General features: G+C 68.0%; 7 protein-coding genes. 3 read left to right on the forward strand and 4 right to left on the reverse strand.

What is annotated here, in order from left to right:
- Positions 1 to 28: 28 nt before the first annotated feature.
- The 3 genes from gltB (at position 29) to ON23_RS00090 (ending at position 7,482) form a co-directional block, all read left to right on the forward strand.
- A complete protein-coding gene (gltB, locus tag ON23_RS00080; protein WP_039775059.1) occupies positions 29 to 4,681 on the forward strand; it encodes a glutamate synthase large subunit in 4,653 nt (1,550 codons plus the stop codon).
- 59 nt (positions 4,682 to 4,740) lie between these two features.
- Positions 4,741 to 6,210, forward strand: coding sequence for a glutamate synthase subunit beta (locus ON23_RS00085; RefSeq protein ID WP_039775061.1), 1,470 nt, complete (start codon positions 4,741 to 4,743; stop codon positions 6,208 to 6,210).
- A gap of 348 nt (positions 6,211 to 6,558) precedes the next feature.
- On the forward strand, positions 6,559 to 7,482 hold the full coding sequence (locus tag ON23_RS00090; RefSeq protein WP_083903576.1) for a cutinase family protein: 924 nt from the start codon (positions 6,559 to 6,561) through the stop codon (positions 7,480 to 7,482).
- Positions 7,483 to 7,565: 83 nt separating this feature from the next.
- Here the strand turns inward: ON23_RS00090 and ON23_RS00095 are convergent, their stop codons facing one another.
- From ON23_RS00095 to lysX, 4 genes are all read right to left on the reverse strand, one after another.
- Positions 7,566 to 7,880, reverse strand: a complete 315-nt coding sequence (locus tag ON23_RS00095) for a hypothetical protein (protein WP_039775062.1) — start codon at positions 7,878 to 7,880, stop codon at positions 7,566 to 7,568.
- Positions 7,881 to 8,124: 244 nt separating this feature from the next.
- Positions 8,125 to 8,442, reverse strand: a complete 318-nt coding sequence (locus ON23_RS00100) for a hypothetical protein (RefSeq protein ID WP_245555882.1) — start codon at positions 8,440 to 8,442, stop codon at positions 8,125 to 8,127.
- 109 nt (positions 8,443 to 8,551) lie between these two features.
- On the reverse strand, positions 8,552 to 9,181 hold the full coding sequence (locus ON23_RS00105) for a histidine phosphatase family protein (protein ID WP_039775067.1): 630 nt from the start codon (positions 9,179 to 9,181) through the stop codon (positions 8,552 to 8,554).
- Between the two features lie 70 nt (positions 9,182 to 9,251).
- Positions 9,252 to 12,587 (reverse strand): bifunctional lysylphosphatidylglycerol synthetase/lysine--tRNA ligase LysX, encoded by a 3,336-nt coding sequence (gene lysX / locus ON23_RS00110; RefSeq protein WP_039775111.1) that lies wholly within the window; start codon positions 12,585 to 12,587, stop codon positions 9,252 to 9,254.
- Positions 12,588 to 12,677: the final 90 nt, after the last annotated feature.

The following is a 12,677-nucleotide window of genomic DNA, read 5'->3' on the forward strand; positions in this document are numbered from 1 at the left end:
ACTTCCTGGCCACCGCGGCGAGCCGCGAATGGGACACCGGTCACCTGGCCGCACTGGTCTTTATGACCCGGCGAACGAGCACGACTCCTGCGGTGTCGCGTTCGTCGTCGACATGCATGGCCGTCGTAGCCGCGACATCGTCGACAAGGCTATTACGGCACTGCTGAACCTGGAGCACCGTGGTGCTGCGGGTGCGGAACCCAACTCCGGTGACGGTGCGGGCATCCTGATCCAGCTCCCGGATGCGTTCTTCCGGGCCGCGCTGGCCGAGAGCGGTGCCGCGTTCGAGTTGCCGCCGGAAGGTTCCTACGCCACCGGTATCGCATTCCTGCCGCAGGCGCGCCGCGAGGCCGCCCGCGCCTGCTACCGGGTCGAGAAGATCGTCAAGGAAGAGGGCCTGGCCGTTCTGGGCTGGCGCGAGGTTCCGATCGACGAGTCCTCCCTGGGTGCGCTGTCGCGGGACGCCATGCCGACGTTCCGGCAGCTGTTCATCGCCTCTCCCGCCGATTCGGCCGAGCAGCTCAGCGGTATGGATCTGGAGCGGCGTGCCTACGTCGTGCGCAAGCGGGTCGAGCACGAACTCGGCAAGCAGGGCGCCGGCGAGGGTGCGGTCGGCCGCGAGACCGTCTACTTCCCGAGCCTGTCCGGTCAGACCTTCGTCTACAAGGGCATGTTCACCACCCCGCAGCTGCGGGCGTTCTACCTGGATCTGCAGGACGACCGGGTGGAGTCGGCGCTGGGCATCGTGCACTCGCGCTTCTCGACCAACACCTTCCCGTCCTGGCCGCTGGCCCACCCCTTCCGCCGCGTCGCGCACAACGGTGAGATCAACACCGTCACCGGTAACGAGAACTGGATGCGCGCCCGTGAGGCGCTGCTGAACTCCGAGATCTTCGGCACCGACAGCGAGGGCAACAACCGGCTGGAGAAGATCTTCCCGGTCTGCACCCCGGGCGCCTCCGACACCGCGCGCTTCGACGAGGTGCTGGAACTGCTGCACCTCGGTGGCCGCAGCCTGCCGCACGCCGTGCTGATGATGATCCCGGAGGCCTGGGAGCGGCACGAGTCGATGGACCCGGCGCAGCGCGCCTTCTACCGCTACCACTCCATGCTGATGGAGCCGTGGGACGGCCCGGCCTCGGTGTGCTTCACCGACGGCACCGTGGTCGGCGCGGTGCTGGACCGCAACGGTCTGCGCCCGTCGCGCATCTGGGTCACCGAGGACGGCCTGGTCGTCATGGCCTCCGAGGTCGGCGTGCTCGACATCGAGCCGTCGAAGGTGGTCCGCAAGGCCCGTCTGCAGCCCGGCCGCATGTTCCTGGTCGACACCTCGCAGGGCCGCATCATCAGCGACGACGAGATCAAGTCGCAGCTGGCCGCCGAGCAGCCGTATCAGCAGTGGCTCGACGAGGGCATCATCAAGCTCGCCGAGCTGCCCGACCGTCCGCACGAGCACATGTCGCACGACCGCGTGCTCATCCGCCAGCAGATCTTCGGATACTCCACCGAGGAACTGAGTCTGCTGATCTCGCCGATGGCCAAGACCGGCGGTGAGGCGCTGGGGTCGATGGGTACCGATACGCCGATCGCGGTGCTGTCCTCGCGTCCGCGCCTGCTGTTCGACTACTTCGCGCAGCTGTTCGCGCAGGTCACCAACCCGCCGCTGGACGCCATCCGCGAAGAGGTCGTCACCAGCCTGCGCAGCACCATCGGTCCCGAGGCCGACCTGCTGCATCCGGGACCGGAGTCCTGTCGTCACATCACGCTGACCCAGCCGATTCTCGACAACGACGAGCTGGCCAAGCTCGTCCACATCAACGACGACGGTTCGCGGCCCGAGCTGCGTTCGGTGGTCGTGCGCGGCCTCTACTCGGTGAAGAAGGGCGGCAAGGGCCTGCGCAAGGCGCTCGAGGCCATCAACGCCCAGGTGTCGGCCGCCATCGACGGCGGCGCGCGGATCATCGTGCTGTCCGACCGCGAATCCAACGAGAAGCTGGCGCCGATTCCGTCGCTGCTGCTCACCGCCTCGGTGCATCACCACCTGGTGCGCGAGCGCACCCGCACCAAGGTCGGCCTTGTCATCGAGGCCGGTGACGCCCGCGAGGTGCACCACATGGCGATGCTGGTCGGCTTCGGCGCGGCCGCGATCAACCCGTACATGGCCTTCGAGTCGATCGAGGACATGCTCGAGCGCGGTGCGCTGGAGATGCCGGGCAGCACCGGCGACAAGGCGGCCGACTACGCCGCGGCCGTCAAGAACTACAACAAGGCGGCCGGCAAGGGCGTGCTGAAGGTGATGTCCAAGATGGGCATCTCCACCATCGCCTCCTACCGCGGCGCGCAGCTGTTCCAGGTCGTGGGCCTGTCGCAGGAACTGTGCGACCAGTACTTCACCGGCCTGACCTCGCCGCTGGACGGCATCGGTCTCGACGACATCGCCGCCGAGGTCGCCGCCCGCCACCGGATCGCCTTCCTGGAGAACCGCACCGAGCGCGCGCACCGCGAACTCGAGATCGGCGGTGAGTACCAGTGGCGGCGCGAGGGTGAGTTCCACCTGTTCAACCCGGACACCGTGTTCAAGCTGCAGCACGCGACCCGCTCGGGTCAGTACTCGATCTTCAAGGAGTACACCAAGCTGGTCGACGACCAGTCCGAGCGCCTGGCCTCGCTGCGCGGCCTGTTCAAGCTCAAGACCGAAGGCCGGCACGCGATTCCGGTCGAGGAAGTCGAGCCGGCGAGCGAGATCGTGAAGCGCTTCTCCACCGGCGCGATGAGCTACGGCTCGATCTCGGCGGAGGCGCACGAGACCCTCGCCATCGCGATGAACCGCCTCGGCGGCCGCTCCAACTCGGGTGAGGGCGGCGAGTCGCCGGCCCGCTTCGAGCCGGAGGACAACGGCGACTGGCGGCGCAGTGCGATCAAGCAGGTGGCCTCGGGCCGCTTCGGTGTGACCGCGCACTACCTGACCAACTGCACCGATATCCAGATCAAGATGGCCCAGGGCGCCAAGCCCGGTGAGGGCGGTCAGCTGCCCGCGCACAAGGTGTACCCGTGGGTCGCCGAGGTGCGGCACTCGACGCCGGGCGTCGGCCTGATCTCGCCGCCGCCGCACCACGACATCTACTCGATCGAGGATCTGGCCCAGCTGATCCACGACCTGAAGAACGCGAATCCGCAGGCTCGGATTCACGTGAAACTTGTCGCGGAGCCGGGTGTGGGAACGGTCGCGGCCGGCGTCTCCAAGGCGCACGCCGACGTCGTACTGATCTCCGGCCACGACGGCGGTACCGGCGCCTCGCCGCTGACCTCGCTGAAGCACGCGGGCGGACCCTGGGAGCTCGGCCTGGCCGAGACCCAGCAGACGCTGCTGCTCAACGGTCTGCGCGACCGCATCGTGGTGCAGGTCGACGGCCAGATGAAGACCGGCCGCGATGTGCTGATCGGCGCGCTGCTCGGCGCCGAAGAGTACGGTTTCGCGACCGCTCCGCTGGTGGTTTCCGGCTGCGTCATGATGCGCGTCTGCCATCTCGACACCTGCCCGGTCGGCGTCGCGACCCAGAACCCGGTCCTGCGTCAGCGGTTCACCGGTAAGCCCGAATTCGTCGAGAACTTCTTCATGTTCATCGCCGAAGAGGTGCGGGAGCTGCTGGCCTCGCTGGGTCTGCGCACGCTCGACGAGGCCATCGGCCGGGTCGACCTGCTCGACACCACCAAGGCCAAGGAGCACTGGAAGGCGAGCAAGCTGGATCTGTCGCCGATCCTCGACGATGTCGAGACGGCGTTCATGTACCAGGACCGCCGCAACACCAAGACTCAGGACCACGGCCTGGACAAGGCGCTGGACAACCAGCTCATCGCCCAGGCGGCGGATGCGCTCGAGCGCGGCAAGCCGGTCAAGTTCGAGACCAAGATCACGAACGTGAACCGCACGGTCGGCACCATGCTCGGCCACGAGGTGACCAAGCTCTACGGTGGCGCCGGCCTGCCCGACGACACCATCGACATCACCTTCACCGGTTCGGCGGGCAACAGCTTCGGCGCGTTCGTCCCGGCCGGTATCACCCTGCGGGTGTTCGGTGATGCCAACGACTATGTGGGCAAGGGTCTCTCGGGCGGGCACCTGGTGGTGCGGCCGTCGCTGAACGCGCCGGAGTCCTTCGTCGCCGAAGAGAACATCATCGCGGGCAACGTGATCCTGTTCGGCGCCACCAGCGGTGAGGCGTTCATCCGCGGTGTCGTCGGCGAGCGGTTCTGCGTGCGCAACTCGGGCGCCACCGCGGTGGTCGAGGGTGTGGGTGACCACGGCTGCGAGTACATGACCGGTGGCCGCGTGGTGATCCTCGGCGAGACCGGCCGGAACTTCGGTGCCGGTATGTCGGGCGGTATCGCCTACATCTACAACCCGAACGGCACGTTCGAAGCCAACCTCAACACCGAGCTGGTGGATATCGAACAGCTCGAGGGCGAGGACTTCACCTGGCTGCGCGACGTCGTCGCGAGCCATCGCGATGCGACGGGTTCGGCGGTGGCCGAACGCATCCTGAGCGATTGGTCGCAGCAGGTGAACCACTTCGTGAAGGTTATGCCTCGCGACTACAAGAAGGTACTGCTCGCTATCTCCGAGGCTGAGAAGGCCGGGCGGGATGTCGACGAGGCGATCATGGAGGCCGCACGTGGATAACGTGAGACGCGTGCACAACGCACGGACGGCTGTGAGAGGCGAAAAGACGGAGGCCGCACGTGGGTGATCCACAGGGATTTCTGAAGCACACCAAGCGGGAGCTGCCCACCCGCCGTCCGGTACCGCTGCGACTGATGGACTGGAAAGAGGTCTACGAGGAGAACTACTCCCACCAGACCCTGCAGACCCAGGCCAGCCGCTGCATGGACTGCGGTATCCCGTTCTGCCACAACGGCTGCCCGCTGGGGAACCTGATTCCCGAGTGGAACGATCTGGTGTACCGGGATCGCTGGCGCGAGGGCATCGACCGTCTGCACGCGACCAACAACTTCCCGGAGTTCACCGGGCGGTTGTGCCCGGCGCCGTGTGAGGCGTCGTGTGTGCTCGGCATCAACCAGGATCCGGTCACCATCAAGCAGGTCGAGGTCGAACTCATCGAGAACGCCTTCGACGAGGGCTGGGTGCAGCCGGTCTATCCGACTCGCCTGACCGGTAAGAAGATCGCGGTCGTGGGTTCGGGTCCGGCCGGTCTGGCCGCGGCCCAGCAGCTGACCCGCGCCGGCCACACCGTCACGGTGTTCGAGCGCGACGACCGCATCGGCGGTCTGCTGCGCTACGGCATTCCGGAATTCAAGATGGAGAAGCGCTTCATCGACCGCCGCCTGGCACAGATGGAGGCCGAGGGCACCATCTTCAAGGCGGGCGTCAACGTCGGTGTCGACATCACCGCCGAGCAGCTGCGTGAGCAGTTCGACGCGGTGGTGCTCGCCGGTGGTTCCACCATCGCGCGGGATCTGCCGATTCCGGGCCGCGATCTGGACGGCATCCACCAGGCGATGGAATTCCTGCCGCTGGCCAACCGTGTCCAGCTGGGCGATCCGGTCGCCGACGAGGAGGGCCTGCCGCGGATTCACGCCAAGGGCAAGAAGGTCGTCATCATCGGTGGCGGTGACACCGGCGCCGACTGCCTGGGCACCTCGCACCGGCAGGGTGCGGCCAGCATCCACCAGTTCGAGATCATGCCGAAGCCGCCGGCCGAACGGGCCGAGTCGACCCCGTGGCCGACCTACCCGCTGATGTTCCGGGTCTCCTCGGCACACGAAGAGGGCGGCGAGCGCGTCTTCTCGGTGAACACCGAGCGGTTCATCGGCGAGGACGGCAAGGTGACCGGACTGCAGGCGCACGAGGTTCGCAACGTCAACGGCCGCTTCGAGAAGGTCGAGGGCACCGACTTCACGCTGGAGGCCGATCTGGTCCTGCTGGCGATGGGCTTCGTCGGCCCGCAGAAGCCGGGTCTGCTCGAGGATCTCGGCGTCGGCTACGACCAGCGCGGCAACGTCAAGCGCGGTAAGGACTTCCAGACCACCGTTCCCGGCGTCTTCGTCGCGGGCGATATGGGTCGTGGGCAGTCGCTGATCGTGTGGGCCATCGCGGAGGGCCGGGCCGCCGCGTCGGCGGTCGACAAGCACCTCGAGGGCGAAACCGCGCTTCCGGCGCCGATCGCTCCGACGGCGGTCGCTCAGCGCTGACAATCGAAAATCAGAGGCGTCCACGGGCTTTCGAGCCCGTGGACGCCTGTTTTTTCGCTCTGTAGTGCGGAAACGTCTACCCGAGTCTCAAACATCGGAAATCGGACGGGATTTCGAGCTCGGATGGCAGTTCCTCGATGCCGCCGTTATCCTGAGCACCGGTATGTCGTAAATGCTCTTGGTCCGTGTCCGGACTCGTTGTCGCGAGGTCGTCTCGCTGCCGCGTGTCACGGAGGCGGGCGGTTTTTGCTTCGCCGGGAATTTACCGCGCGGCAATGTGGCGGCGGCATCATCAGCGGCGAATACATATGAGGAGCCCCGGCGAGGGCTGGCTTGAACTGGAGCAGCATGCGGTTGAAGAAGGTTGTCGCGGCCGCCGGGGCGGCAGTCGCGGTACTGGCTGGTATGGCAGTGTCGGGTACCGCGATCGGAAGCGGTTCCGCGAGTGCGGATCCCGGATGCCCGAGCCTGTATGTCGTCGCGATTCCGGGCACCTGGGAAACCGGTGACCACAAGCCCGATCACATGGTCGGCCCCGGCATGCTGTCCGGTGTGACCCGCGGCCTGCCGAGTTCGACGGATGTCGACTACGTCAGCTACGCCGCGACCGCCTTCCCGTGGGAGGGCGATGTCTACGGCGCCTCCAAGAAGGAAGCGACCGACAACGCGCGCGGCCTCATCCAGGGGATGGCGGCCCGCTGCGCCGGCACGCATTACGCGATCGTCGGTTACAGCCAGGGTGCGGATGCCGCGGGCGATCTGGCGGCCGAGATCGGCACCGGCCTGGGCGTGGTTCCGCCGGACCGCGTTTCGGGTGTGGGCCTGATCTCCGATCCGCGCCGTTCGCCCACCGACGTCCAGGTCGGCCCGGTGGTCGGCGGCGCCGGTGCCGGTGGTCCGCGCGTGGGTGGATTCGGCTTCCTCAGCGACCGGGTGCGCACCATCTGCGCGGCCGGTGACCTGTACTGCTCCACCGAGGACACCGACTACGTCACCCGCTTCGCCGGCTTCCTGGCGCAGGCCTCCGGTGCGAGCGCGGCCAATCTGTGGCGGTACCAGCTCGAGGCGGGTTCGATCATCGGCGATCTGATGGCGCACGGCGGTGTCGCGGCTCTGCAGTCGCAGCTCACCGACGACGCCAACCAGCAGCGGGTGGAACAGCTCGAGCACTTCTACCAGTCCGGTACTCACACCTCCTACGGCAGCTACTCGGTGGGCGGCGGTCAGACCGCGATCTCCTGGATGCACAACTGGATCGCCGGAATGGCATGAGCCGGTGATCCACCCGTGAAGGCCACCCCGCATCGAGCGGGGTGGCCTTCACCGTTTCCGGGATCAGCAGGCGGAGCCGGTGATCAGCCGGCGGAACCGGTCGGCGGGAGCTGGGGCAGCTGCGGCGCGGGAGCCGGCTGGTTCTCCGGTCCGCGGTCCCGATCTCCGCGGTTGTCGCCGCGGTGGTCACCGTCCGGCCCGCGGTGGTCGCCGTCGTGATCGCGGTCGCCGGGGTGGTTGTCACGGTCGATGGCGACCGCGCCGGGAGCGTTGGCGGGGGTGTCGGCGAAGGCCGGTACGGCGAGCGCGGACAGGGGAACGACGACGAGCGCGCCGGCGACGGCGACGCGGGTCACGAGGCGGCGGGTGCGGTTCTTCGGCTTCGCGGTGGTCTGCAAGGTTTCGGCCTTTCGTCTGCGAAATATGGAGCCGCGCTGTCGGTTTCGGGCCGGTCGGCCCGGCGGCTCACGAGTACATCGAAACGCCCCCGGCTGGGACGGCGATGTCCGCGAACTGTGAATGAACTTTGAAGCGACCGGTCACGGTGCCGCGGATACCGGTCCCGGCCGGTGCATCCGCCTCCCACACAGCAACGAGGGCCGCTCCCGAAAAGGAGCGGCCCTCGTATGCCGTCGCGGTCGATCAGCCGAACGAGCCGGTGGGAGGCGGTCCGGGGAGGAAGCCGCCGGGCCCGCCGGGCAGGAAGCCGTCGGGACCACCGGGCAGGAAACCGCCCGGGCCCGGCTGCCAGGGCCCGTGGTCGTGGTCGTGGTGATGACGCCACCCGTCGTGGTCGTGGTCGTGGTCGTGCCGGTCGACGGGTGCGGCGGACGGGGTGTCGGCGAAGGCGGGAACGGCGAGCGCGGCCACGGGGGCGGCGGCCACGGCGCCGGCGACGGCGATGCGGGCGATCAGCCTGCGGCGCGAAGAACTCTTGGAGAGCAACGGATTACCTTTCACTCGGAACACGGGCCGTCGTGCGGGGGCCCATGGTCACCCATCGAACGACTCGATCCTGGGACGGACAAGCGATCGCGCTGGTAATCGGCTGTGAATTTGTGACGGCAGTTCAGTTCGCCGGCAGATTGCGCGGCAACAGCTCCCAGACGTGGCTGTTCTCGTTCACCGTGGCCGCGGTCCGGGTCCCGCTGCGCGAGAAGAGCACTCGGGTGATCGAGCAGTAGTCGATCGGAAAGGTCAGCGGCCGTCGCAGGCCGAGCACGTCCTGCAGCAGTACGTTGATCACCCCGCCGTGGGCGAAGGCGACGACCGTATCGGCCGGTTCGGCGGCCGCGACGATATCGGCGATCGTGCCCAGCACCCGCGCCACGAACGCGGGACCGTCGATCTGTTCGGGCAGATGTCCGGCCTTGATCCGGTCGTAGGTGGCGCGGAAGTCCCGCTTGGCATCTTCGATCGGGATGTAGGCGGGGAGGTCGCGGTCGTATTCGGCCAGCCCGTCGAGCACGTCGACCGGCAGTCCCAGCTTCTCGGCCGTCGGCGCGGCGGTATCGCGGGCCCGCCGCTGCGGACTGCTCACCACCCGTGCGATGCGATGTTCGCCCCCCGCGAAGCGGGCGATCACCGCGGGTACCCGCCGGGCCTGTTCGACACCCAGTTCGGTGAGTTCGGGATCGGCGGGACCGGAGGTGGTCAGCACCCGTCCGGGCTGGGCGTGACGCACGAGAACAAGCTGCACGGATCTACTGTGCCGGACGCCGGTTCCGGGTTCGCGAACGGGTGCGCGCCCTCGGACACCGTCGGTGCGGTCAGCGCCCGTCGCCCTGGCCGGTGCGTGGTTTGACCAGCGGGAACGGCAAGGTTTCGCGGATGCTGCGGCCGGTGATCAGCATGACCACGCGGTCCACGCCCACACCCAGGCCGCCGGTGGGCGGCATCGCGAACTCCAGCGCCTCGAGGAAATCCTCGTCCAGCTCCATGGCCTCCGGGTCGCCGCCCGCGGCCAGCAGCGACTGTTCGGTCAGGCGGCGGCGCTGTTCGATCGGATTGGTCAATTCGCTGTAGGCGGTGCCGAGTTCGACACCCCACGCCACCAGATCCCAGCGTTCGGCCACACCGTCGATGCGGCGATGCGCGCGTGTCAGCGGTGAGACGGAGGTCGGGAAGTCGATGTAGAAGGTCGGTTCCAGGGTCCGGTCCTCGACGAGGTGCTCGTACATCTCGAGCACGATCTGCCCGGCGTCCCAGCCCGGCTGATACGGCACCTCGACCTTGTCGCACAGCAATCGCAGCCGCTCCACCGGGGTGTCGGGGGTGACGGTCTCGCCGACGGCGTCGGAGATGGCGCCGTGCACGGTGCGCACCGGCCAGTCGCCGGAGATGTCGACCTCGGTCAGTGTTCCGTCCGCATCCGGTCGCAGGGCGACGCAGGCGCCGTTGGCCGCGATCGCCGCATTCTGGATCAGCTGGCGGCACGCGTGCATCATCCGCTCGTAGTCGCTGTGCGCCTCGTAGGCCTCCAGGATCGTGAATTCCGGATTGTGGCTGTAGTCCACACCCTCGTTGCGGAACACCCGGCCCAGCTCGAAGACCTTCTCCATCCCGCCCACGCACAGCCGCTTGAGATACAGCTCCGGTGCGATGCGCAGATACAGGTCCAGGTCGTAGGCGTTGATGTGGGTGCGGAAGGGCGCGGCGTTGGCGCCGCCGTGCACCTGCTGCAGTACCGGCGTCTCGACCTCGAGGAAACCCCAGCCGTTCAACGTGTCCCGCAGCGACCGCACCACCGCGCTGCGTTTGGCCAGCACCTCGCGTGCCTCGACGTTGATCGTCATATCGACGTAGCGCTGCCGCACCCGCGCCTCCGGGTCGGCGAGTCCGCGCCACTTGTCCGGCAGCGGGTGCAGGCATTTGCCGATCATCCGCCAGTCCTGGGCGAGCAGCGACAGTTCGCCGCGGCGGCTGGTGCCGATCTGGCCGCTCACCTCGATCAGATCACCCAGGTCGAAGTACTCGCCGAACGAACGCGAGCGGCGCGCGCCGACCCGGTCCCGGTCGATGAGGATCTGGATGTCGCCGGACCAGTCGCGCAACTCGGCGAAGGTGACGCCGCCGTGATCGCGGATCCGTAACAGCCGTCCGCACACCCGCACCGTGGTGCCCTTGGGGGAGCGGCGGGCATCGGCGATCGAATGGGTCGGGGCGTAGGCCACCGGATAGGCGTCGATATCGGCCGATTCGAGCCGGCGCACCTTGTCCATCCGCACCCGCACCTGTTCGGGGCGGCGGGCGGCGGCCTGTTCGAGTTCCGAGGGCGGCGCCTCGGGCGGGCTGCCGTCGGCGTGCAGGCCCGTGAGGGTGGGCGGCACCGCGGAATGCAGACCGGTGTGCGCCGAGGCGTCCGGCTGCGTGCCGAAGCGCGGCAGAAAGCCCTCGGCCAGCGCGCTGGCCAGCGCCACCCGCGGCAGCTGGCGGCGTTCCTCGAAGATGAAGAACCGCGGCACCCACTGCGGCTGATATTTCACATTCGACCGGTACAGCGCCTCGAGCTGCCACCAGCGGCTGAAGAACATCAGCACACTGCGCCACAGCCGCAGCACCGGGCCGGCACCGATCCGGCCGCCCTCCTCGAAGACCGAACGGAACACCGCGAAGTTCAGCGAGACCCTGGTGATCCCGTACTGTTCCGAGGTCAGTGCCAGCTGGGAAATCATGAATTCCATGATTCCGTTGGGGCCCTTGGGATCTCGTCGCATCACATCGAGCGAGACACCGCTGCGGCCCCACGGCACCAGCGAGAGCATGCCCCATACGCGGCCGTCGCGGTCGAGCGCCTCCACCAGCAGACTGTCTCCGTCGAGCCGGTCGCCGAGCCGGCCCAGTGCCATCGAGAAGCCGCGTTCGGTTTCGGTGTCGCGCCAGGAATCGGCGCGGGCGATCATCTGCGCCATCTCATCCGGTGACAGTTCGCTGTGCCGGCGGACCCGGACGGTGAAGCCCTGTTTGTGTAAACGGTTGGCGGCCTGGCGGACCTGCTTCATCTCGGGCCCGGCCAGCGAGAAGGAACGGGTGTCGAGAATCGCCTCGTCGCCCAGGCGCAGCGCGGACAGGCCCGCCCGGCGGTAGGCGGTGGCGCCGAGTTCACCCGCACCCATCACGGCCGGGGCCCAACCGTATTCGTCGGCCAGTCGCAACCAGGCATCGATGGCCTGCGGCCACGCCTCCCGCACACCGATCGGATCGCCGGAGGCCAGGCAGACGCCGAGTTCGACGCGAAAGGTGATCGCCGCCTTACCGCTGGGCGCGAACACCACGGCCTTGTCGCGGCGGGTCGCGAAGTAGCCCAGCGAATCCTCGACATCGGAACGGGCGAGCAGGCCGCGCACCGCGGATTCGTCCAGTCCGGTCATGGCGTTGGAGGCCCGCTGGGAGCGGAACAGCACCAGCGCAGCCGCCAGCAGCGCGATCGCACCGAACAGGCCGAGCAGCAGATTCACCACATGCGGGGGATGGCCGTCGAAGTTGTTGTCCGCCACCAGAATTGTCGCCGTGACCCGCGAAACTGCCCACAGCGGGCGTTGCGCACCGCGCGGCAGGCTGCCGGGGAACAGTTCCACCAGCCCCCATCCGAGCAGACTGCTGATGACCAGCCCGCTGACCAGGACACCGAGCGCCTTCCACACCGCGCCCCGCCGCACCCGGGTGTAGAACTCCGGCCACGCCGCGATCATCAGGCCGATCACCGCCAGGTGGACGAACAGCGCGGCCAGCGCGTGCGGATCCTGTTCCTCGGCGAAATCCAGGCCGTTGGCGAGCGCGAACAGCGCCATGTACCCGACCAGCAGCCACCAGGCGATGCGTTTCCGGGAGGCCGTCGCCCCGGCGAGCAGACCGACGATCACCGCCCACATCAGGTTCGTGTCGGGCGCGTCGAAATAGTAGGCGTCGAGGTAGTGCCGCGGGACCGAGGTGATGTAGCGCAGGCCGGGCGAAATACTCCACAGCGCACACAGAATCGAGAACACGCCGAGCACCAGGCCGACCAGGTGGGGGACTTCGCTCAGCCGACCGTGGGCGCGATGTGGAACCGGTGAGGAGGGTGATCCGCGGTCGCGCGAGTGAAGCTGGTCTTGCGTGGAAGTCACCGCACCAGTGTGCGGGCTGGGACCGCTCGAGGGGAGAAGGCCACCGGGCGAGTCCTGCTCGTGCACGGTCATATTCGATCCTTTCGCCGG

This window comes from Nocardia cerradoensis NBRC 101014 (assembly GCF_000308535.1).
Lineage (GTDB): Bacteria > Actinomycetota > Actinomycetes > Mycobacteriales > Mycobacteriaceae > Nocardia > Nocardia cerradoensis.

What these genes read in the sequence shown, in the direction of transcription:
- gltB (WP_039775059.1), top strand. Translation starts at nt 29, where the DNA reads ATGGGACACCGGTCACCTGGCCGCACTGGTCTTTATGACCCGGCGAAC.
- ON23_RS00090 (WP_083903576.1), top strand. Translation starts at nt 6,559, where the DNA reads ATGCGGTTGAAGAAGGTTGTCGCGGCCGCCGGGGCGGCAGTCGCGGTA.